Source organism: Methylomonas sp. Uni0009 (assembly GCF_054188105.3).
This window is the reverse complement of record NZ_JBTAFN010000001.1, coordinates 2653328-2675730: the sequence shown is the minus strand read 5'-3', so window position 1 is coordinate 2675730 and position 22403 is coordinate 2653328. Positions and strand designations below refer to the sequence as shown.

At 47.1% G+C, this 22403-nt stretch carries 19 protein-coding genes, 2 pseudogenes and 1 other annotated feature; of the genes and pseudogenes, 13 read left to right on the top strand and 8 right to left on the bottom strand.

The annotated features are described in order from the left end of the window. Positions 1-9: 9 nt before the first annotated feature. Complete coding sequence (gene cysS, locus ACWAU0_RS12590) at positions 10-1383, bottom strand: cysteine--tRNA ligase (protein ID WP_458136876.1); 1374 nt, start codon at positions 1381-1383, stop codon at positions 10-12. Between the two features lie 114 nt (positions 1384-1497). On the opposite strand from cysS, the gene ACWAU0_RS12585 reads away from it, so the two are divergent. The 5 genes from ACWAU0_RS12585 to ACWAU0_RS12565 all read left to right on the top strand — a co-directional run bounded on the left by ACWAU0_RS12585 (position 1498) and on the right by ACWAU0_RS12565 (position 6459). Beyond that, the gene (locus tag ACWAU0_RS12585; RefSeq protein WP_171694539.1) at positions 1498-2079 is read left to right on the top strand and encodes a peptidylprolyl isomerase; all 582 of its coding nucleotides are present in this window, start codon (positions 1498-1500) and stop codon (positions 2077-2079) included. Between the two features lie 49 nt (positions 2080-2128). Further along, the gene (locus ACWAU0_RS12580; protein ID WP_458136875.1) at positions 2129-2854 is read left to right on the top strand and encodes a UDP-2,3-diacylglucosamine diphosphatase; all 726 of its coding nucleotides are present in this window, start codon (positions 2129-2131) and stop codon (positions 2852-2854) included. 342 nt (positions 2855-3196) lie between these two features. Continuing rightward, on the top strand, positions 3197-3973 hold the full coding sequence (locus ACWAU0_RS12575) for a S1 family peptidase (RefSeq protein ID WP_458136874.1): 777 nt from the start codon (positions 3197-3199) through the stop codon (positions 3971-3973). 31 nt (positions 3974-4004) lie between these two features. Next, complete coding sequence (locus tag ACWAU0_RS12570; RefSeq protein WP_033155656.1) at positions 4005-5393, top strand: TIGR03013 family XrtA/PEP-CTERM system glycosyltransferase; 1389 nt, start codon at positions 4005-4007, stop codon at positions 5391-5393. A 73-nt stretch (positions 5394-5466) separates the two neighbouring features. Further along, complete coding sequence (locus ACWAU0_RS12565; protein WP_205451131.1) at positions 5467-6459, top strand: SGNH/GDSL hydrolase family protein; 993 nt, start codon at positions 5467-5469, stop codon at positions 6457-6459. A gap of 57 nt (positions 6460-6516) precedes the next feature. On the opposite strand, the gene ACWAU0_RS12560 is transcribed toward ACWAU0_RS12565, so the two are convergent. Beyond that, positions 6517-8124: an FAD-binding oxidoreductase gene (locus tag ACWAU0_RS12560; protein ID WP_458136873.1), complete on the bottom strand. Its 1608-nt coding sequence runs from the start codon at positions 8122-8124 to the stop codon at positions 6517-6519. Positions 8125-8384: 260 nt separating this feature from the next. Between ACWAU0_RS12560 and ACWAU0_RS12555 the strand changes: the two genes are divergently transcribed. The 4 genes and pseudogenes from ACWAU0_RS12555 to ACWAU0_RS12540 form a co-directional block, all read left to right on the top strand. After that, entirely contained in the window at positions 8385-9176 is a 792-nt protein-coding gene (locus tag ACWAU0_RS12555; protein ID WP_205451133.1) for a PEP-CTERM sorting domain-containing protein, read from the top strand. 230 nt (positions 9177-9406) lie between these two features. Further along, positions 9407-9625 (top strand): hypothetical protein, encoded by a 219-nt coding sequence (locus ACWAU0_RS12550; protein ID WP_205451134.1) that lies wholly within the window; start codon positions 9407-9409, stop codon positions 9623-9625. Positions 9626-9857: 232 nt separating this feature from the next. Further along, positions 9858-11033 carry an integrase gene (locus tag ACWAU0_RS12545; RefSeq protein WP_458136872.1) on the top strand — a complete coding sequence of 392 codons (1176 nt, stop codon included), beginning with the start codon at positions 9858-9860 and terminating at the stop codon, positions 11031-11033. 340 nt (positions 11034-11373) lie between these two features. Next, positions 11374-11517 (top strand): annotated as a pseudogene (locus ACWAU0_RS12540) (integrase core domain-containing protein); the annotation flags it as partial. Positions 11518-11906: 389 nt separating this feature from the next. On the opposite strand, the pseudogene ACWAU0_RS12535 reads toward ACWAU0_RS12540, so the two are convergent. The 5 genes and pseudogenes from ACWAU0_RS12535 to cysC form a co-directional block, all read right to left on the bottom strand. Then, positions 11907-12265: pseudogene (locus tag ACWAU0_RS12535) on the bottom strand (transposase); the annotation flags it as partial. Further along, positions 11922-12038 (bottom strand) — a sequence feature (AL1L pseudoknot). (Overlaps the previous pseudogene by 117 nt.) Before the next feature lie 175 nt (positions 12266-12440). After that, entirely contained in the window at positions 12441-13319 is an 879-nt protein-coding gene (locus ACWAU0_RS12530) for a hypothetical protein (RefSeq protein WP_458136871.1), read from the bottom strand. A 97-nt stretch (positions 13320-13416) separates the two neighbouring features. Beyond that, positions 13417-15798, bottom strand: a complete 2382-nt coding sequence (locus ACWAU0_RS12525) for a VanZ family protein (protein ID WP_458136870.1) — start codon at positions 15796-15798, stop codon at positions 13417-13419. Positions 15799-15810: 12 nt separating this feature from the next. Continuing rightward, positions 15811-16764: a DHH family phosphoesterase gene (locus tag ACWAU0_RS12520; protein WP_458136869.1), complete on the bottom strand. Its 954-nt coding sequence runs from the start codon at positions 16762-16764 to the stop codon at positions 15811-15813. 1 nt (position 16765) lies between these two features. Then, positions 16766-17389, bottom strand: coding sequence for an adenylyl-sulfate kinase (gene cysC, locus ACWAU0_RS12515; protein WP_205451140.1), 624 nt, complete (start codon positions 17387-17389; stop codon positions 16766-16768). 282 nt (positions 17390-17671) lie between these two features. On the opposite strand from cysC, the gene dusB reads away from it, so the two are divergent. Genes dusB through purD form a run of 4 tightly spaced genes read left to right on the top strand, consistent with a single transcriptional unit; the run spans position 17672 to position 21831 of the window. Then, complete coding sequence (gene dusB, locus ACWAU0_RS12510) at positions 17672-18649, top strand: tRNA dihydrouridine synthase DusB (RefSeq protein ID WP_458136868.1); 978 nt, start codon at positions 17672-17674, stop codon at positions 18647-18649. Then, positions 18650-18913, top strand: a complete 264-nt coding sequence (locus ACWAU0_RS12505; RefSeq protein ID WP_020485063.1) for a helix-turn-helix domain-containing protein — start codon at positions 18650-18652, stop codon at positions 18911-18913. A 37-nt stretch (positions 18914-18950) separates the two neighbouring features. Further along, positions 18951-20531 (top strand): bifunctional phosphoribosylaminoimidazolecarboxamide formyltransferase/IMP cyclohydrolase, encoded by a 1581-nt coding sequence (gene purH / locus ACWAU0_RS12500; RefSeq protein ID WP_458136867.1) that lies wholly within the window; start codon positions 18951-18953, stop codon positions 20529-20531. Positions 20532-20547: 16 nt separating this feature from the next. After that, positions 20548-21831, top strand: coding sequence for a phosphoribosylamine--glycine ligase (purD, locus tag ACWAU0_RS12495; protein WP_458136866.1), 1284 nt, complete (start codon positions 20548-20550; stop codon positions 21829-21831). An 80-nt stretch (positions 21832-21911) separates the two neighbouring features. Here the strand turns inward: purD and ACWAU0_RS12490 are convergent, their stop codons facing one another. Then, on the bottom strand, positions 21912-22316 hold the full coding sequence (locus ACWAU0_RS12490) for a septal ring lytic transglycosylase RlpA family protein (protein WP_064010231.1): 405 nt from the start codon (positions 22314-22316) through the stop codon (positions 21912-21914). Positions 22317-22403: the final 87 nt, after the last annotated feature.

The following is a 22403-nucleotide window of genomic DNA, read 5'->3' as shown; positions in this document are numbered from 1 at the left end:
TGACAGTCCTTAACTTTCGCGGCGCCAAATGGTGTTGCCGCCAGCCACATCCTCCAGCACAATGCCCTGCGCTTTCAATTGATCGCGAATTTGGTCGGCTTGCGCCCAGTCTTTGCTGGCTTTCGCGGTTTTTCTGGCGTCAATCAATTGCTCTATTTCCGTTTCACTCAGACCATCAGACGCTGCTCCACCCTTCAAAAAACTGTCCGGATCGTCCTGCAATATGCCCAAAATGGCCGCCAGTCGCTTTAATGTTGCCGCCAGCACGCTTTTTTCCTCAGCTTTGTTTAATTCGCGCGCTAAATCAAATAGAACAGCCAAAGCCACTGGTGTATTAAAGTCGTCATCCATCGCCTGTTCGAAACGCTGGCAGTAATCTGCATCGATAGCCACATCGATAATTTCGACACCTCTCAAGGCTGTATACAAACGAGTCAAAGCCACACCCGCCTCGTCGAGTTGCTCATCGGAATAATTCAGTGGACTACGATAATGGCTGGAGAGGATGAAGAAGCGGATCACTTCCGGGCGATATTGTTTCAACACCTCGCGCACGGTGAAAAAATTGCCCAACGATTTGGACATTTTTTCTTCGTTGACCCGCACGAAACCGTTATGCATCCAGTAATTCACAAAGGGTTCGCCGGTGGCGCCTTCCGACTGGGCAATCTCGTTTTCGTGATGCGGGAATTGCAAATCCATGCCGCCGCCATGAATATCAAAATGATTACCCAGGCAACAAGTCGACATGGCAGAGCATTCGATATGCCAGCCCGGTCTGCCCTGCCCCCACGGTGAATCCCAATAAGGTTCGCCGGGCTTGGCCATTTTCCACAGTACAAAATCCAGCGGATCGCGTTTGGCGGTATCGACATTCACCCGCTCACCGGCTTGTAAGTCTTCGATATTTTTACCGGACAGCTTGCCGTAGCCGTCAAAGCGGTTTACCGCATAAAACACGTCACCATTGCTACCGACGTAGGCAAACTCACGCTCGATTAATGTCGAAATCATCTTCACGATGTCGGCAATCGATTGCGTGGCTTTTGGTTCAATATCCGGCGGCAACACCGACAAAGCGCGCTCGTCTTCGTGCATCGCATCGATAAAGCGTTCGGTCAATGCGGTAAACGCCTCGCCATTCTCATTGGCGCGCTGAATAATCTTGTCGTCGATGTCGGTAATATTTCTGACGTAGGTAAGCTGATACCCGGCATGCCGCAAATAACGGGCGACCGTATCGAACACCACCATGACCCGCGCGTGGCCGATATGACAGTAGTCGTAAACCGTCATGCCACAGACATACATACCGACTTTGCCAAGCTGTTTGGGAATGAACTCTTGCTTACTTCGAGTTAAGGTGTTGTAGATTTTCAACATGTTGACCATAGGTGGATGTAGCGAAACATCTGGCAATCTATCAAGATTCCAGCTTCTCTTTCAAGATAAAAACACATAGAATTCGCGGCTTGCAGCGCGATTATGGAGCTATCAATGCGTACCACCCTGGTTTACCTGATGCTGTTTTTATTCTCAACCCTTTCATTTGCAACAGAAAATAAAATGTCCAATACACATAGCAAAGTCAAATTAACCACTTCCCTGGGCGACGTCGTCATTCAATTGGAAGACGAAAAAGCACCGGTTTCCGCCGCCAACTTTTTGGCCTATGTGAAACAGGGCTTTTATGCGGGTACCATTTTCCACCGGGTAATCCCAGGTTTTATGGCCCAAGGCGGCGGTTTCGATACCTCATTCAAACAAAAAGAAACTAATGCACCGATCAAGAACGAAGCCGACAATGGCCTGAAAAACAAACGCGGCACCTTGGCAATGGCCCGTACTAACGATCCGCATTCGGCAACCGCGCAATTTTTTATCAATTATAAAGACAATTCTTTTCTGGATCACACCAGCCCAAGCCCTAGCGGTTGGGGTTATGCAGTATTCGGAGAAGTGATCGAAGGCATGGATGTCGTCGATGCCATGGCCAAACAAGCCACCGGCAATCGCGGTCCGCATCAGGATGTACCGAAAACCGACATCGTTATCGAAAAAGCCGAAGTTATCGAATAATAATTAGCGGTTTCCGCCGGTAAGTGGGCGGAAACCGCTGTTGCTTAACGTGAAACAAGACGTACTCTTCATCTCCGACCTGCATCTGGCTTTGGAAAAACCGGAGATCACCCGGCGTTTCTTGGGCTTTTTGCAGCAGCGCGCCATTGAGGCAAAATCGCTGTATATCCTTGGCGATTTGTTCGACGCCTGGATCGGCGACGACGACAATACCCGACCTATCCCGTCCATCAAAAACGCTCTCAAACAACTTAGCGACGCCGGCACCGAGATTTTTCTACTACAGGGCAACCGCGATTTTTTGCTGGGTCAAGATTTCTGCCAGGAAACCGGTATCCGTTTGTTGGATGAATATGCGACTATCGAATTGAATGGTCAGCGAATTTTACTAACCCACGGCGATTTACTCTGCAGCGACGACTTGGCTTACCAGGCTTTTCGCAGCAAATCGCACAGCCCGGAATGGCAACAAAATGTGCTGTCCAAACCCTTATGGCTGCGGCTGATAGCGGCACGTTGGTATCGGTTGCGCAGCTATTACCATAAACGCGGCAAAACCCTGGATATTATGGATGTTAACCAGGATACGGTGGTCGAAAGCCTGCACAAGTATGGTTGCTGCACATTGATCCATGGACACACGCATCGACCGAAATTACACGAATTTATGCTGGATGACCGGCCGGCCAGACGCTACGTGTTGGCGGATTGGAAACCGGATGGCGCGGAGGTTTTGTGTTGGAAGAACAACGATTTTCAAACAGAATCGGTCTGATATAAGCATAAAAAAACCGGTAGCGATTTAACAGAAGGCCAGCGACCTGCGTTTTTTAATCTCAAACCCGCTGATACACCACTGCCACACACTACCGGGAATTGTCTTACTATCTCCGAAAAATAAGACTCAAAAGAAACCAACTAGTTCACTGGGTATATAATTTTAGTAGGTTAATGCCCACGCGCGTTTTTCCCGGTGGACATTAAGCGCTATCTAAGCCGGTGCCTGTCTATTACCAAAGTGTAAACAACGGTTAATTCACGACGACGCCCGCATTCATGCTAAGTTAGACTAAACTTTCCAAGCTCTACCAATTAAGGCCCCTTAACTCCTCCAGCCATGAAAAACCAAATACTTTATCTCTTGGCGCTATTTATCGGACTATGCACCATCGCCACCAGCCATGCCGATGAAGTTAACCTCCCCGACATTCTTGCCCGAGTCAAACCCGGAATAGTAGCCATCGGCACTTATATGCCAACACGAAACCCGCGTGCGGTATTCCTGGGCACCGGCTTCGCCGTTGCCGACGGCAGAAAAGTGGTTACCAACGCTCACGTAACCGCAAAAAAACTAGACGAAGAGCACCTCGAACGTTATGCGGTTTTTTATCGCCACGAGCAAAAAGAACAAATGCAAATTGCAGAACTGACCGTGACCGATGAAGATCACGATCTGGCATTGCTAAAGGTAGACGGCGGAGTTTTACCCGCACTGGAAATCGGTGACTCATTAATAGTGCGGGAGGGCGAGCAATATGCATTCACCGGTTACCCAATAGGCATGGTGCTGGGTTTGTATCCGGTCACGCACCGAAGCATTATTTCGGCTATTTCACCCAACGCCATACCGGCAATCGCCACTCGGCAGTTAAACGTCAACATGCTGAAACGACTACAGACGCCTTTCAATGTGTTCCAATTAGACGCCACCGCCTACCCCGGCAACAGCGGCAGCCCCTTGTACGACATCAATTCCGGAAAAGTTGTTGGTATCATTAACAAAGTCTTTGTACAGGGCAGCAAAGAAAATGCCATATCCAATCCCAGCGGCATCACCTATGCTATTCCCGCTGAACATATCAAGACGCTTCTAAAACAGAATATCGTCAAATAGTTATTATCCAGGAGTTAGCGGTAGCCTTCACATGATAAGAATTTTTCGACATTACATTTCCACCGCCTACCTTTGGTTGCTTATAGTGGAATCTTTGGTGTTTTATCTGGCTATGTATTGCGGCGCTGGCCTCAGATTTTTATATATAGCATCCTGGTATTCTCAATCCGAACTCGCTGCTTCAGCAGCGGTTTACGCAGTGGTGTTTATCGCCAGCTGTTCCGGTTTGGGCTTGTACCGCAAAACACTAGATAAAGAAGAATACAATATTCTCCAGCGCATCAGCTTCAGCTTTGCCGTTGCGGTTTTTATACTGGCGTTCATCTACTACATCATTCCCGATTTGATGCTGGCACGCAGCGTCCTGATTTCCGCAATTATTTTTTCTTTTGTGGGCTTGCTGTTAACACGTTATTTATTTTATCGCTTCGTCAATCTGGATAATTTAAAACGCAGGGTGTTAGTGGTGGGATGCGGGCAAAGAGCGGGCGAACTCAGCGTCGTTAATTCCAGCTATATTTATAGAGGATTTGAAATAGTCGGTTACATCACGCTGGAGGACGAACCAATAAGCGTACCCCATGCGATTGCGCTCAACGAAAAAATCAGGCTAACCGATATTGTCGAAGCCGCTAACGTCGATGAAATAGTCATCGCTGTCGATGATCGTAGAAAAAAACTACCCGTGGAGGAACTGCTGGACATCAAAATGTCCGGCGTGCAAATCATGGACTTGCAAACTTTCTATGAGAGAGAGCAACGGCTGGTTTTTCTGGAGGCGCTGAGTCCAAGCTGGCTGATGTTTTCCGATGGTTTTGTGAGTGGCGGTTTGCGCCCCATCGTCAAACGCAGCTTCGATATTTTAGCCAGTCTGCTGTTACTATCTGTCAGTTGGTGGCTAATGATCCTCACCATGTTGGCGATCTATATCGAAAGCGGCTTTGGTGCACCGGTTTTCTATCGGCAAAAACGTGTCGGCTATCGGGACATTCCGTTCGATGTCATTAAATTTCGCAGTATGCGTATCGACGCTGAAAAAAATGGCGCGCAATGGGCTAGCCAAACCGATGACCGCGTAACTCGCGTCGGCAAAGTGATTCGTAAATATCGGATAGACGAGCTGCCGCAACTGCTAAACGTACTAAAAGGCGATATGAGCTTTGTCGGCCCGCGCCCGGAGAGACCGGAATTCGTAAAAGGCTTCGAAGAGAATATTCCTTATTATAAAGAACGGCATAGGGTTAAACCCGGCATTACCGGATGGGCGCAACTATGTTACCCCTATGGCGCCAGCGAATACGATACCCGACAAAAACTGCAATTTGATTTGTATTACGTCAAAAACTACAGCCTATTTCTGGACTTGACGATAATGCTGAGCACGGTGGAGGTTATTTTGTGGGGTAAGGGAGCGAGATAAAAAAATATTTATAAAAACTTTAGTGATCAATAACTTACCATTAATCCTGCCACCCTATTAGGGAGAAGAAAAAATGAAAACTTCAATGCTACGATTTATTTTATTTACCTTAATATCGTTGCAACTCAGCAACTCAGCCTTGGCGGAGAACAACCGGAATCTTTATGTTTTCGGTGATAGCTTATCGGACACCGGCAACGTTTATATACAGACATCCGCCTCAGGACTTCCCATACCCGTCCCTCCCCAAAAGCGATATTTCAACGGTAGATTTTCGAACGGTCCAAATGCCGCTGAACAATTCTGGAAGTCACTCGGCAACTCGTCTAAAGTAAAGCCTATATTGGCGCTCTCTCCAGAAAAACTTACGCTGAAACCAAATAAAAACCTAGCCATAAGCTTTGCTTATGGTGGCTCTGAAACTAGTTTCGGCAATTCGGTACTAGGACAATTTAATGTGACCGGCCTACTAGGGCAAGTAGGCATGTTCAAGGTCATAAAAAATGACAGCTTTGTTGAAAACTCTTTGGCTTTTGTTTGGAGTGGAGCAAACGATTATCTCAATCAATTTGGCAAGGGAATCGTGATTCCTACAGAACAAGTTGTCGACAATATCAGCAAATCGATTCGTAACTTGTATGCTTCAGGGATTCGCCGTTTTCTAGTGCCCAATCTCCCTGACCTAAGTGAAGTACCGATTGCTAATTTCATAGCTTACCAAGACCCCGCAAATCCTCATCCGGAAATTCTCGACCTCCTTTCATTCCAAACTATCGATCACAACAACAGGCTAAGGATAGAATTGAGAGAACTTGCAAAGCTACCTAAAATCAAAATTTATAAAGTCGACATTTACTCCATAACCAAATCCTTGATCGTTAGAGATGATCAGGTTGTAGCAGGACCTGCGGCAGGATGTCTCTATAGTCCAGTATTGACTCAAGACAATTGTTCAATAGTGCCTTTCGATGCAGGAAACGGTTTGATATTTTGGGATGAAATCCATCCAACCACAGAGGTTCACAAAGTTTTCGCCGAAGCCATGCTAGATTCGATTAAAAACTAGCAGCCACCTAGATGCTGGGTTGGCTTTATTAGCCAAACCCAGCGCCCCCCAGTTTGTCTATAAGCCATAACGACCCGGGGCAATAATATTGTTTGGGTCGACAGCCTGCTTTAGAGAACGCAAAACATCAGGAACGGCATGTTCCTTAGCCGGCAAATCCATAGACTGGATACCGAGACGATAAGGCACAAAACCATGTTTTCGCCCCGTATCTAACAGTTCATGATAACAAGCTTGTGCCCTGGCAACCTCATCTGCGTCTTGCCTATCAAACAAAATTGGAATGGTACTATCCCAACAACGATCCGAAATACTAGTCAAGGTGATCAACGGCTCGATTCTATGTTTGATACAGATGGATTTCACCATTTCGACATATTGGCGAGTTAACTCAGGTTTCATGGGTAGAAGCGGCGAATACCAAATAAGCCCACAACCGTCCTTATCCGGATTCATCGAGGTACCATCAGTCGGCATGACACCTGACCGCCAGTAGGCCAGAGGCAAGGCAATCTCGCTTGGCTCTCCCGCAAACAATTGCATGGTTTTATTCAACGTCCCCAACACATTAACTAAATGTAAGTCGCGGATAACTGGCAAAGCCTGCGCGGCGCCATGCATGAATTTCACTAAACCCGGGGTAAAAAAAACAAGCCGTTTGGCGACAGGCTTTAATATTCTTCGAATCTCCCCTCTCGCCGCAGCAACAACTTTCTTATTGCCATAAATAGCACCCACACCGGTCCATTCCATGACCTGATTGCGCTTCATAAGCTGCTGCAGCACATCTTCCGGAATCAACCCATCCGAGCCCAAGCGGTCTTTTGGGTAAGGCTCCGACATCGACAATACCCGGTGTTTGTTCATCAGGTTGATAGAACCCGTCACCGTTCCCACCTCACGCAACACCTGCCGGACTTTTTCAACCGCCAACCCTAGATCGTCAGCTTTTTTTACACTGAAAAAAAACGCCTCAACTCGCTCCGGTTTTGGCGCCAAAGCAATCGTCATTTTGGTGACAATCCCAAAATTACTTTGCGAGAAAAGACCGTCCATGTAAGGCCCCATCCCCCATTTAAAAGCCTTATCAACCGCCTCGCCTCCCAAACCAGAGAGCATGGAAAGATAAATTTCTCCGTTGGGTAGCACGGCCTCAAGTCCCATTACCGCCCCAAAGTGATCAGCATACGGAGTGATGCCGTAGCCTCGCTCTAAGGCGTTTCCAACCAGACTACAATCAGGTCCAGCCCCGGTAACCGGAATCAGATACGGATGGTCATGCTGCTTTAAATAAGCATCAAGCTGGCGTTGGGTAACTCCGGGCTCGATAGTGAGCAAACCTGTTTCCTTATCAAAGTCCAGGATTTTATTCATCCGTGATAAATCAACCAACACGCAATGGTCCTGAGCTGGGTTTTTTGAGCCATAGCCCCAATTTCGCCCAGTGCTGTAGGGATAAAGAGATATTTGATGTTTATTAGCAATCCTGACAATCTGACAAACGGCTGATACATCCTCAGGTACGACAATTGCCGGAATGCTGCGACTAATTCCGACACAATTTGCAGCTATGAGACCCAATACATCTGGATTATTGACTACTCCATCAATACCGATTGCTTGCTGAAATTCGGTTAAAGCGGCAATTAAAGTGCGTGAATCCATTTTTATTCCCCTAACAACTGGTCAAGTAGAAATGAGTATAACAGCTTGCATAAGCACCTTGGGAGCTACTAGCACCATAACAAACGTCAGGTTTTTTTACAGCATACTGACTTGGAAGTTAATCGCACAAACACACCAAAATAAAACCACATAACAAACAATAGCTTATATAAAATATAACAAATGGCACAATACATGCTAAGTAGTGCTTGACTGAACACTAGGTCTTTTAAATTTTTCTGATACTTAAGGTGACTACTATGAAAACATCTACCAAACTGAAACTAATCGGCGCAGCAAGCTTGCTAGCCCTTAGCAGTGCAGCAAGCGCGTTGAGCGTTGACCATGTAAACTGGGATCCTGACTATCTAGATGCAGCAGACCACGACTTTTTGAGCGAATTTAAATTTACTCAGTGGTATTCAGCAACTGATACCGACCCAGTTCTTTACTCAAATGCTGTTGGGATTAATGATGTAACAGCTACGGTCACTGGCGTCGGCACTAGTGCCACAGGTTACTTCTTGCAAGGGGTTGGCGAAATCGACCGCGTTAACGGCGGATTTTCTTCCGGCCCTGCGTTTATGGATGCTGGTTACGAGCTAACATTTGCGTTCGGCGGTATTTCACTGCTTACAAACGGCACTTATGATCTTAGCGGTGCTTTCGCACGGATTTTTGTAAACGATACCGTTACTAACTATCAAACCCCAGCAGGCGGCGATGCCGAGGTTTTAGACGCTCAATCAGGCAGTGTATGGCTCGATTTAGCAATTGATTCACTTGTCTTCACTGGAAGCGGTAACGTTGAAGGCGGTAGTGTATCAGCACAACTTCGCGCTATTGGCGGCTCAGCCTATGCTTACTTTGACCCTAAAACTCTGGAATATAATTCCAGTGCCTTTTTTGACACAACGAACAATGCTAAAACTTCCAATGGCGGCAACGGTCAATTCAATGGCAACACAGTCTCAGTTCCTGAACCAACATCTTTGGCACTGTTAGGAATTGGTCTGTTAGGCTTAGCAGGACAACGTAGAAAATCAGCCTAACATTTGGCATTCTAGGCGAATTTGAAATTCGCCACTGTCGGAAAACCCCGGTTGAAAACTCATTCCACCGGGGTTTTTGTTTTTAATTCCGGTAGTCTTTTAAGCGAATCGCCCCCATTTTCTCGAAGACTCCAACCTTTGCGATAATGGAGTTCGAGGAGCCGCTATTTTGCCGAAAGATTTTTTCGAGCTTCCCTGCAGGAAAAAATCGGCAAAAACTACGCGACCGCATGCCCGCGGCGCCCCGATTCGTCCACGCCACCTCGTTCCGACCCAACAAGGAGTCGAAACATAGGCTCTCGCATGACTTAACGCCGTGTCGCGATGCCTTGCAGGTTTCGGAGTGCGATTTGGACATCATGAAGCGTCTGGATCAACTGCACCTGAAACACCCGTTCATGGGCCCTCGCCAGTTACGGGATCAGCTCAATCTGCAAGACATATCCTGATCGGCCGCAAGCGGGTGAAAACCTTGACCACGAAAATGGGCATCGAGGCGGTTTACTGCAAGCCTAACACCAGCAAGAAGACACCCGACCAAGAAGTCTATCCCTACTTGCTGCGCGACACAACCGTCGACCGTGCCAACGAATTGCCTCAAATTAAAAGTAACCCAAGGGTTCAGTAAAAACGGGTCGTTGCCTCACATTGTGTGTAACCGAAATCAAGCGGGTTACCACCATGGGAAAACACGAACGACGAGCCTATTTACACGCCATCCAAAAACGTTATCGACAAAGTGATAGGGCCACGAAACAAACGATCCTGAACGAGTTTTGCGAAGTCTGCGGCTACGCCCGTAAGTACGCGATTCGTTTGCTGAATCGAAAAGCCAAGCCAACCGCTTCGCCTAGCAAACGGCCCGGCCCCAAGCGGAAATATCAAGCCGAGGTGTTGCTGGAGCCATTGAAGCGCATCTGGTTCGCTAGCGATCAACTGTGCGGCAAGCGCCTGAAAGCAGCGATACCGATCTGGCTGCCGCACTACGAAGCGCAGTACGGCTCACTCTCCGATCAGGTTCGTGCCGACTTGCTAAAGGTTTCGGCGGCGACCTTGGATCGCTTGCTCAAACCCTTGCGCGTCCAGCACCCCAAAGGCTTGTCCGGCACCAAACCCGGGTCTCTGTTGAAAACCCAGATTCCCATCCGAACTCATTACTGGGACGAGACCCAGCCCGGTTTTGTCGAAGCCGATACTGTCGCTCACTGTGGCAATTCGCTGGCCGGCGATTTCGTCTGGAGCCTGACGATGACGGACATTGTCACCGGCTGGACCGAATGCCGGGCCACCTGGAATAAAGGCTCGCAAGGTATCCTGGAACAGATTCAGGCCATCGAGAACCTGTTGCCATTCCCTTTGAAAGGCTTCGATTGCGACAATGGTTCTGAATTTCTCAATCATCACCTGGTTCGCTATTTCACCGACCACCCGCAAAAGCCTGCGTTTACCCGCGCCAGGCCTTACAAAAAAAACGACAATGCTCACGTCGAGCAGAAAAACTGGACTCACGCCAGGCAATTATTCGGCTACGACCGGCTGGATAATGCCGCGCTGGTGCCGTTGATGAACGAGGTCTACAGCACGCTTTGGTGCCCTTTGCAGAATCATTTCTGCCCCAGTCTGAAACTTCAGAAAAAACACCGAGACGGCGCCAAAGTCGTGAAAAAATACCATGCCCCGCAAACCCCTTACCAACGGGTGATCAATCATCCTGGCATTCCGGAAACCACCAAACAGACTCTCCAGGAACATCATGCCAAACTCAATCCATTTGCTCTTAAGGCCGCCATTGAGCAACAATTGAAACTCATTTTTTCACAAGTCCAGGTTACCTCTAATGTGAGGCAACGACTCTGATACTTCGGTTACCTTTTTCTATGAGGCAATACGCCAATCAGACCTGGGCGCTGGATACGCCCAACATCCCAACGACCAAAGGATTCGCGTATTTAACGACAGTCGTCGACTGAGCCAGCCCCGAAGTCCTGGCTGCCAAGGCGTCGATAACTCTGGAAGCCTGCCATGCCGTGGAAGTTTTGGAAAAAGCTTTCAAACACTATGGCAGACTGAACATTCGTTAACACCAACCAAGGCAGCCAGTTAACCGCCAAGGCATTTATCGACGTGGTGAAAAGCCAAGGCTGCCAGCTTAGTATGGACGGCCGCAGGCCTGGCGAGATAATGTTTTGTCGAGCGACTATGGCGATCCGTCAAGTACGAGCGGATTTACCTACATGCTTACGATTCCGTCAGCCAAGCCCGTGCTTCATTCCTGGATTATTCCGAGTGGTATAACCACGGGCGACCACATTCCAGTTTGAAACAAAAAACGCCGCATTAGGCTTATAACGATGGGTTACCAACCCTCGCTGAAAATCTTGGAAACGGAGCATTAGCGAAGTGAAGATTTTTTAGTCCCCGATAGCCGTAGCGCCTTGCAGGTTTTCGCACAGAAGCGGAGAAAACCTGCAAGGCATCGCGACATGGCGTTAAGTCATGCGAGAGTCTGTGTTTCGCCCCCCCCTTGCTGGATCGGAACAAGGTGACGCGGACGAATCAGGGGGCAGCAGGCATAAGAAGTCGCGTAGCTTTTGCCGACTTTTTCCTGCTGGGAAGTTCGAAAAAATCTTTCGGCAAAAATAGCGACTCCCCGACAAGTTGGCCACCTAAACCATGACAGGGATTTCACTTCAAATCATCGATTTCCTGTTCAAAACCAAGGGATCACTTCTGGTAATACGTCGAAGGGGCAATCGGCAATATCTTACAGATCGGCTCGCCCCCATAAACGACGCGATGGTCGTCAATGAACGCTTTCATAGTTTGGACGAGCGGTCGAGCTCCGCATGTGCAAAATACGCCGACACCTCACCCAGAATCTCGTTGGCCAGGCGTAACTAGCGGACTTCGCACTCCAGAGCCTTGGTCTGCTCCGACTGGCTGTCGACCGGCCCTTTAGGTTTTACGCCAGCCGTTTGCGACAGCCGCAGCCAGCGACGTAAGGTCTCGGCTGCACAACCAGACTCGGCAGAAATCGATTGAATCGCCGCCCATTCGGACGGGTATTCGTCCTGATGATCTAGCAGCATGCAAACCGCTTGTTCTCGAATTTCCGATGAATAATGTTTAGTAGTTTTCTCTTTCAGTGCTCAATTCCCTCAGAGGTTAGAGCCTCCGAGACAACCGGGGCGGTTCACAACAACCCATCCAAACTTTTTCCATCAAAAGATATATCAAGATTTCTCAATGTTTTTTTAGGAGCAGTTATCTTAAATCTTGTTTAACAAAAAACCTAAACATCCGCCAAACCGAACCAAACCCCATTAATGCCAATAAGCTGTATACAAAATTCTTTATCGTCAAGTATTTTAAAATATATTGAAGTCGCCCAGTATCAACCTCTTCTTTTCTGGCGAAATTACGTTGAGAGAAGTCAAGTATAACCTTAGAATTTCTGCCAGAATCTTGATTTTTCCTATCACCAGCACCCTCAGGTTTAGCAGTTATCCCAATACTGCTCTTGAAAACTATCATAGCATTCAAATTCTCATCCACCCCGATAAACTGTTGTAATTTTCCCAACAAATTACTGCCACTTAAATCATACCCGACCATGCTCGCATATATCCTGCTGTCAAGGTCTTTGAGATCGTAATAGGTCCAAACTAATTTGCTATATATTCCTTCCCCAAGACTATCCCGTAGTTCGTCCAGGAGTTTTTTAGAGGAAAATACATCATCGGAGTAATTATAGCCAACCCTCCCCCAAACCAAATCGGCATCAGAAAAATCTGGAACAAAGAAGGAAAACTGCGCAGATTTATTAATGTTTTCCTGCTGTCGAAATATAGGTCGTGAGATCGAAGAATCGTCAACAGCCAATTCGTCTGGAGAAACCTTGGCCCTGATATTTTGGACAGCTATTTCATGACTATGAATTTTAGCAATATCTTTTTTAAGATCAACCGAACTTAGTATATCTTTAACTCCATCTGAAGCTGTTTGAGTCTTCTCTTTGTCGTCTTTCACGTTAACGCCATCTACGACAAGCTCAGCCTGAATACCCATCGCAACTACATTCGTAACGAATATGCTCAATAATGCCATCAGAATAAGTGCGAATGGAAAACTTCTAAATATCATGCAAGACTACCCAAGCACATAAATACGCATCAATTTAAAAAAAATAATAAAAACTAAAATAGCCATCTGAAAAACTAAAACACCACTAAGCACTTCGTTACATGGGCTTCGTTGAATATTTCGACGTAACCACATTACGAAAAATCATACACAGCGGGGCTTGAGCCGTAAAAACCAATAAAACCAGTCCAAAGTGCGCCACAAAAAAACGCGCCATTAATATATCGCCTGAAACTAAATGACTTCTATCAGCACTTAACAAAAATTGCATAGCCGAAAAAACAGCATCATACTTTAGAATAAACTGCTCCGTTCCCCAACTTAACAACTGATAGCCTAATGGAAAAGAAATTATAAATAAAAATCCGATAACAACAATGTGCCGATTATTATTAAAAACTGTTAAAAATAAAATTGACGAACCTAGCCAGCCGACCAGAAAAAAATAAATACCAATACAGATGACCGCGAAAGAATAGCCACTATTGATCATTAACTCTGTTAGATTGTCCGTCGCAGCTTCAATAACCACGATCCAATACCCAAACGGCAGTAACGATAATATCCAAAAGAAGCCTAAAACGAAAAGCCGCACCAACTGCCGAGTTGAAACCACCCAAAAAAGCGCCGCATGAGTGGCTGTCAATGCGATTAATGAATATACACCAAACAAACCTAAAAACCGAAACGCTAGCTCTAGCTCTGCGGGGATACTCAAAATTGGAGAGCCCAACACATCATGTATACTTTCAAGGGGAACAATAACCCTTACCAACATCCACGCTATCAGAGTATGTACCGCTAAAAAACGAGCATAAAAAAAAACTTCTCCCCTACCGTTTTTCAAAATATTCATCAAAGAGAATAGCGGATATGCAAAGCACCAATAAATCAATACAGCTATGCCTAAAGCACTGATGATTCGGTATTCTTTCGAAAATAACTCCCTCACATTGTAAGGCATAGCCTCAGAGCCACTGACAAATACCAGCACACCCAAAGTCACAAATACAGACCCCACTACCAGCAAAAATAGGGGAATCCCACTTGTATAGCTCGTAATATTTCTTGGACGACTCACGGAAGCCGAGCCTTCAGCAAAATTAGCCTGCCCCCTTGAAATCGCAAACAAAACCTCATTTCCCAGCTTGTTTTTAGGCTCCGGCAAAGCAGGTCTATTAAGTTGCAGCAGCTTGACCACCGAATAACCGAGATACCCTCCAAAAGATTCTAAAATAACATCTGTTATATCAACATTTTTATTTGGCAAAAACAATTGTGCAAATTCAATACTCAGAGCCGTCATCACTATTACAGCCAAAATAATGATACTTGCTTGATTACGGCTATTAAAATACTGAAAAGAATACCCTATCAAACCAAAAGGCATAAAAAATAAAATTTTATGAAAAACCTCTGTAATAGCCCTATATTCGGTACCATAATAATATGCATAAAAAGGCACTCTAAGAAACTTATCACTCCAAGTTGAAAATCTTATATAACCCCACTCAAAATCATAAGGGTACAAAAATACAAATCCTACAACCAATACCCATAAAAAATACGCTAAACACACATACAAAACAGTGAACCTATGATAACTTTTCAACTCACTAGCACTTCCGACCAAAGCAAGCCTATTTGAACCTAACGTTATTAATTGCACGCCAATAAAACCGCCCACCAACGCAAGCAAAATATCCGTAACATCGGTAACCCTGCTATATACAAACAGCTGAAAAAACTCAATTATAGTTGCCGAGAAAAAAACTCTTTTTAATAGATCAACTTTACTCAAAGGTTTAAGCTTATACCATAGCCATGGAATTGGCATCCATAATATGACGTCAGACAAGCAGTCATATATATCTCGAAAAGCTTCTCCCTTTAACCCATAAAATGGCAGTAGAATAACGCGCCCTTCATGCCATTTATGATAAAACTCAACAGGACTTAGGGTTAAATCCAGCGGCATGACGCTGTAAAAAAACATACACCCCAAATAGATTTGCAAATAGGGAACTGAATTGTTTTTATTTATTTGCCAATTTTCAAACCAATTGGCAAATCTTCCACCAAAAACCCACCACGCAAAAACACCAATGGCGGCTCCCAAAGTTTCGGCTATTATGTCGTTTAACGACACCGTTCTGGGAGGAAAAAATAACTGAGTAAATTCGATAGTCGAACAAAGCAAAAAACTGACTATCAATACAAAAACTGACGATACACACCTACCAACAAATTGTTGCTTTAGGGAAAGCGTACCCAGCCAAAGAAAGGCAAGCGGTATAAATAGCAGAATATTGGCAACCCAATCTGCTCTTGACGCAATACCCAGGGTCAAATATTCAATATTCTGAAAACGAAACCAAGCATCGCTTAACGAAATACTATTAAATTGCCATGGCACCAAACTGCCGTAAACGACAAAAATCGTATAAACAACACAAGCAATTAATAAGCTATTTTTCACAAAAAACTTGGCTCATTGATATTGGCTTTGAAAAGCCGCTACAAAATTGGTCAACTGCTGGTATGGAATATGATTAATACCTGCCGCAGCCTTACGGCCGCCACCCGAAAATAAGGCACATAACACATCGGCACCAACTTTATTATTTATCGGGGCTCTAACGCTAATTTGATAGCCTCCTCTTTGATTGTTGCTAACGATTGCATGAGCCCTATTCGGATATTGATTAGCCAGTTGATTTCCCCATACACCAGATACCCGCCTTGCCCACTTTTCATCAGGCAAAATAACTACCGAGATACTGTCGGTCTGATATTCAGCATCAACTTGCGCCGCTAGACTCATATCCTCGTTATAACCATTAAATAATTGCTGACAAATTTCCGCCTTATCCCGGATAAAGTCAAACGGCGATATAAAACCTTCCAGCTGCCTATAGAGCTCATCCGGAGCAAAATATAGATCATCGATACTCGCACCGTAAGCGTTGTAATTGATAGCGATTCCCAGTTGCTGTAGCTTAAGCAATTCTTGGGCCGTTAAATTAAGTAACTTAGCGGCTTCTCTTGCCGAAGCATCCAAATTATCGCCAAAAGCCCCTGTCACAGCCCATTCGGCAAAGCGTTGCTTCAAATAAATATTCATCAATAAACTTGTGCAAACGTTGGCATCAGTGCTTATTAAAGAGGTCAGACCTTGGTGAACTGGAATTTCACCTGAATAATGGTGATCCATGTAAAAAAAACTGACACCTTTATTAAGAAGCTCGCATAGCGGTACGCGATTCTTATCCAGAGAGATGTCGAGCACAACTGCTTGATCGCCTGCCTCAGCGCAAACTCGACTTAATAAACCAATGTCACGCTTGACCCCAGTAACAAGCACAGACTCCTTGGGAAAAGCCAATCGCAACTGTAGCAACGCACAAATACCATCTGCATCGCCATTAAATACGTCGATATTCACTTTACATTTCGCCTTTAGTAGAGGCGATAACACCGCGCTGCTCGAGCATGCTCATGACTTGGTCGACACAGGCTTCCAACTCATACGTTCCGGTACCTACTACCATCTCGGGGTTTTCCGGCACTTCATAAGGGGAAGATATGCCGGTGAATAGTTTAATATCGCCTTGCCGCGCTTTTTTATATAGACCTTTTACATCCCGCTGTTCACACACGGACAAATCGCAGTTGCAGTAAATTTCAATAAAATCGCCGTGCGGTACCAAATTTCGCGCATATTGCCGTTCAGCCCGGAAGGGCGAAATAAAGGCAGTTAACGCTATCGTACCGGCCTCCAGCATTAATTTGGCGACTTCGGCAATTCTACGGATATTCTCCTGCCGGTCTTGATGACTAAACCCCAGATCGCCACATAAGCCTTGGCGAACGTTATCGCCATCCAACACAAACGTTCGACACTTTAATTGGTACAACCGCTCCTCGACGGCATGAGCCAAAGTTGACTTGCCTGCCCCGGATAAACCGGTAAACCACAGAATGGCCGATTTGTGCCCGTTTAAAATCTCTCGGCGGCTACGTGTTACGGTGGCATGATGCCAAACAGTATTTGAGCTTTGTTTATCCATTGAATCTAACTCCATAATTGTTCGGCCAAGACTACTTCATCGCGGGCAAACGATGCAATCCTCTTCAACAAATCCGGAAATCTCGCCGATTGCTTACGCTTCTACTTCATCCGTGGATTTCGCGGCGATAATGGTCACAGGAGATTTAAACCCCAAATTAATACGCAATACTTGCTCCCAAATCAACGCCAACAACGATTTTCAAGAACTTTCTTTCAGCCATCGTTAATCCGCGCGTTTTCGGGTATCATTTGCCGCCTTTTTCGACTAGCTTGGCTTTTCATGCGAATTGGCCCTTACGAACTTCCCAACCCAGTATTACTAGCGCCGATGGCGGGCATTACAGACGCACCGTTTCGGCAAATCTGCAGCGAATTTGGAGCGGGCCTCACGGTGTCGGAAATGGTGATTTCAAATCGCAGCTTGCAGCACCACCCGCGCACCCTGAAAAAGCTCGATTACAACGGCGACATTAGCCTGCGCTCGGTGCAAATTTTGGGTACCGACCCTCGGCAAATGGCTGAAGCGGCCAAATTGAATCAGGACCGAGGCGCCCAGATTATCGACATTAACATGGGCTGCCCGGCAAAAAAAGTGTGCTCGGTGGCGGCGGGTTCAGCGCTAATGAAAAATGAGTCATTAGTGGCTAAAATTTTAGACGCGGTAATCAATGCCGTGGAAATCCCGGTAACCCTCAAGATTCGTACGGGCTGGGACTTAGCCAATAGAAACGCGCCAAGCATCGCCAAGATTGCTGAGAGCTGCGGCATTCAAGCGCTCACCATACACGGGCGCAGCCGAGCCTGTAAATTTTCCGGACATGCTGAGTACGACACCATCAAACAGGTCAAACAAAGTATCAGTATTCCGATTATCGCAAACGGCGATATCGATAGCCCCGCTAAAGCCAGTGAGGTATTGGCATATACGGGAGCCGACGCGGTGATGATAGGGCGAGCGGCGCAAGGCAAACCCTGGATATTTAACGACCTAGTCGCCCATCTCGGCAACACGACATATTCACCACTTTGCTTGACCGACATCAAAGCCGTTATCAACCGGCACCTGGAAAATTTATACAGTTTTTATGGCAACGACAGTGGTGTTAGAATCGCCCGCAAGCACATCGGCTGGTATTTCGATCATCTCGGCAATCTGCCTGCCGACCAAAAGACTGCAATTAACCAAGCCCAACACGCTGCGCGGCAACTCGCGCTCGTCAACGCCTCTTTCAATTTGCTGACACCACGAGCCGCCTAGATGGGAAAACATCTTACACATAAAGTCACCGGCAGCGAGCAAACGCTGTCTGACCATGTCCGTCATTGCGTCGAAGACTATTTCGCCCACCTAAACGGGCACGATTCCAGCGGTTTATACCATTTGGTTTTAGCAGAAGTGGAAAGACCCCTACTGGAAACCACGCTGAAACACTGCGATTACAATCAAAGCAAAGCCGCGATTATCCTCGGCCTCAGCCGCAGCACCTTACGCAAAAAGCTTGAACATTACGGCATAGGTTAATTTCCAACCCTTCTTTTTACCCTTTCTTGAGGTTTGCATGAATCCCACTTTGGGCATAAATAAAAAAGTGACCCGCGCATTGGTCAGCGTTTCCGACAAAGCCGGTATTCTGGAATTTTGCCGAGAACTCAGCCACCTAGGCATCGAGCTACTCTCCACCGGCGGCACGGCTAAACTGCTAGCCGACAATAATATTACGGTTACCGAAGTCTCCGACTACACCGGCTTCCCGGAAATGATGGACGGCCGCGTCAAAACCCTACATCCCAAAGTTCACGGCGGCATTCTAGGTCGGCGCGGCATTGATGACGCAGTGATGGCCGAGAACGGCATCAAAGCCATCGATATGGTAGTAGTCAACTTGTATCCCTTCGAACAAACCGTCGCAAAACCCGATTGCGACTTGGAAACCGCGATAGAAAACATTGACATTGGTGGCCCCAGCATGATCCGGGGCGCAGCCAAGAACCATAACGACGTGGCTATCGTTGTCGATCCGGTCGATTACCCGAAAATTTTGGCCGAGTTACAAGCGAATGCCGGCGCCCTAAGCCACGACACCCGTTTTAAATTGGCGCTAAAGAGCTTTGAGCAAACCGCGCGTTACGACACAATGATTGCCGCTTACCTCAGTAAAGTCGTCGATGGCGGCGATTTCCCGGAAACCCTAAATCTGCAATTCCACCGCCTACAGAGCATGCGTTACGGCGAAAATCCCCATCAAAACGCGGCTTTTTATAGTGAAAAAAATCCACCGACTGGCAGCATAGCCTCCGCCAAGCAATTGCAAGGCAAGGAACTGTCTTACAACAATATTGCCGACGCCGATGCGGCATTAGAATGTGTCAAAGCGTTTAACGACCAACCTGCCTGCGTGATCGTCAAACACGCCAATCCTTGCGGCGTTGCGGTAAGCGGTGACATTTTCGACGCCTACAATCTGGCGTACGCGACTGACCCGACCTCCGCATTTGGCGGCATTATCGCTTTCAACCGCGAATTGGACGAAAAGACTGCGGCGGAAATCGCAGGACGCCAGTTCGTCGAAGTGATCATCGCACCGGCCGTATCAGCGGGTGCGCAAGCGGCGTTGGCTAAAAAGCAGAACGTCCGGGTGCTGGAAACCGGCTATTGGACAAATACCCATGAATCAGCCTTAGATTTTAAACGCGTCGCAGGCGGCTTATTAGTTCAGGATAAGGATACCGGCAAGATCAGCGCTGCCGATTTGAAAGTAGTCAGCAAACGCGCACCAACTGAACAAGAATTGGCGGACCTATTATTCGTCTGGAAAGTCGCTAAATTTGTTAAATCCAATGCCATCGTTTACGGCAAAGACGGCCAAACCATTGGCATTGGCGCCGGACAAATGAGTCGAGTTTATTCGGCAAAAATCGCCGGCATTAAGGCCGCCGACGAAGGCTTAACGGTGCCTGGCTCGGTCATGGCCTCCGATGCCTTTTTTCCGTTCCGCGACGGCATCGACGCGGCCGCGGCGGCCGGCATAACGGCGGTAATTCATCCAGGCGGCTCGATGCGCGATGCAGAAGTGATTGCCGCCGCCGACGAACACAATATCGCGATGGTATTGACCGGCATGCGGCATTTCAGACACTAATACGGGACAACCTTATATGAATATTTTGATCGTAGGTAGTGGCGGCCGAGAACACGCCTTGGCCTGGAAAGTCAGGCAATCCGCAAAAGCCGGCAACGTCTACGTTGCGCCTGGTAACGCTGGTACTGCCCTGGAACACGGCATAAACAATGTAGATATTCAGGCCGACGATATCGAAGGTTTATTGAGTTTCGCTCAAGCCCGAGACATAGAGCTCACCATAATTGGACCGGAGGTACCCTTAGTCAAAGGCATCGTTGACCGATTTTCCGCCGCTGGTTTGAAGTGCTTCGGGCCGACTGCTCAAGCCGCGCAGTTGGAAGGCTCCAAATCCTTCTGTAAGGATTTTATGATCCGCCACGGCATCCCCACAGCCGCATACGAAAGTTTTACAGAAGTTGAACCGGCAATCGCTTATATTCGCGAAAATGGCGCACCCATCGTTGTCAAAGCCGATGGTTTGGCAGCCGGTAAAGGCGTAGTCGTCGCCCAATCCGAACAAGAGGCAATTGCCGCGGTTCAAGACATGTTAGCCGGCAATACGTTTGGCACGGCCGGGCACCGGGTGGTGATTGAAGAATTTTTGGATGGCGAAGAAGCCAGTTTTATCGTTATCGCCGACGGCTTGCATGCCTTGGCCATGGCCACCTCTCAAGATCACAAGGCCCGCGACAACGGCGATCAAGGCCCCAACACCGGCGGCATGGGGGCCTATTCTCCCGCACCTGTCGTGACACCGGAGATTCACCAGCGCGTCATGGATGAGGTAATTTTGCCCACTTTGCAAGGCATGCGTGAAGACGGTAACGAATATACCGGCTTTCTCTACGCCGGCCTAATGATAGGCAAGAACGGTAGTATCAAAGTGTTGGAATACAACTGCCGCTTTGGCGATCCGGAAACCCAACCGATCATGATGCGTTTAAAAAGCGATTTGGTTGAACTTTGTCTGGCGGCCATAGATAAACAACTTGATCATACGACCACCGAGTGGGACGAACGCCCTTCATTGGGTGTCGTACTCGCAGCCGGCGGCTATCCCGACGACTATGCCAAAGGCCATCCAATCAGCGGATTACCGGGCAATATTGGTGACGATTTTAAAGTGTTTCATGCCGGCACCAAACAAGTTGCAGGCCAAGTAGTCACCGCTGGAGGCCGAGTATTATGCGCGTGTGCATTGGGCGACAGCATCGCTCAAGCCCAGGAAAAAGCCTACGAGCTATGCAGACAAATCAACTGGCAGGATGTGTATTTCCGAACAGACATCGGTTTTAAAGCGATTAAAGAAACCGCTTAACAAGTAAGTTTGAGAGATTTCAGAATAAGCGAGGACGATGTAATCCGGTCCGTAGACCGAATTACATCGCTACAGGCAACTTAGGCGTCGCCTACACGCAGAACTTCAAGTTTGACTTTCGCCAAGCCTGCTTGGATAAAACCAAGCTCGCTGGCCGCCCTTTTGGACACATCAAGCAGCCGCTTATTGGCTTTATGAGCGCGGCTATTTATCCGCAACTCGACACTACGATTATTACTAAGATTAACGACACGCACCAAAGAACCAAACGGCAAGCTCGCGTGAGCCGCAGTTAATGCGTTTTTATCATAAAATTCACCGTTTGCTGTCCGCTGACCATGCATTTTGTCGCTGTAATACGATGCGACGCCGCTTTGTTCAAGGGAAAGAAAACCGTTCCTTTCTGTTTTCGCTAAACCTACAGAGCTAAAAGACGCTAGACTCGCTGAAAGCAATAATATTGCCGTCAATTTCGTTTTTCGCATCCTACCCTCCTTACGTTGAGTATTGACAGGAGGTTTGAGGTTATCCGAATAAAAACGCTTTGACAAGCTTTTTTCGTTAGCCTACAA

Bases quoted from the DNA above. Each gene is read 5' to 3' on its own strand.
- cysS (WP_458136876.1), bottom strand. From the start codon at position 1,383: ATGTTGAAAATCTACAACACCTTAACTCGAAGTAAGCAAGAGTTCATT.
- ACWAU0_RS12585 (WP_171694539.1), top strand. From the start codon at position 1,498: ATGCGTACCACCCTGGTTTACCTGATGCTGTTTTTATTCTCAACCCTT.
- ACWAU0_RS12575 (WP_458136874.1), top strand. From the start codon at position 3,197: ATGAAAAACCAAATACTTTATCTCTTGGCGCTATTTATCGGACTATGC.
- ACWAU0_RS12570 (WP_033155656.1), top strand. From the start codon at position 4,005: ATGATAAGAATTTTTCGACATTACATTTCCACCGCCTACCTTTGGTTG.
- ACWAU0_RS12565 (WP_205451131.1), top strand. From the start codon at position 5,467: ATGAAAACTTCAATGCTACGATTTATTTTATTTACCTTAATATCGTTG.
- ACWAU0_RS12560 (WP_458136873.1), bottom strand. From the start codon at position 8,124: ATGGATTCACGCACTTTAATTGCCGCTTTAACCGAATTTCAGCAAGCA.
- ACWAU0_RS12555 (WP_205451133.1), top strand. From the start codon at position 8,385: ATGAAAACATCTACCAAACTGAAACTAATCGGCGCAGCAAGCTTGCTA.
- ACWAU0_RS12550 (WP_205451134.1), top strand. From the start codon at position 9,407: ATGCCCGCGGCGCCCCGATTCGTCCACGCCACCTCGTTCCGACCCAAC.
- ACWAU0_RS12545 (WP_458136872.1), top strand. From the start codon at position 9,858: ATGGGAAAACACGAACGACGAGCCTATTTACACGCCATCCAAAAACGT.
- ACWAU0_RS12530 (WP_458136871.1), bottom strand. From the start codon at position 13,319: ATGATATTTAGAAGTTTTCCATTCGCACTTATTCTGATGGCATTATTG.
- cysC (WP_205451140.1), bottom strand. From the start codon at position 17,389: ATGGATAAACAAAGCTCAAATACTGTTTGGCATCATGCCACCGTAACA.
- dusB (WP_458136868.1), top strand. From the start codon at position 17,672: ATGCGAATTGGCCCTTACGAACTTCCCAACCCAGTATTACTAGCGCCG.
- ACWAU0_RS12505 (WP_020485063.1), top strand. From the start codon at position 18,650: ATGGGAAAACATCTTACACATAAAGTCACCGGCAGCGAGCAAACGCTG.
- purH (WP_458136867.1), top strand. From the start codon at position 18,951: ATGAATCCCACTTTGGGCATAAATAAAAAAGTGACCCGCGCATTGGTC.
- purD (WP_458136866.1), top strand. From the start codon at position 20,548: ATGAATATTTTGATCGTAGGTAGTGGCGGCCGAGAACACGCCTTGGCC.
- ACWAU0_RS12490 (WP_064010231.1), bottom strand. From the start codon at position 22,316: ATGCGAAAAACGAAATTGACGGCAATATTATTGCTTTCAGCGAGTCTA.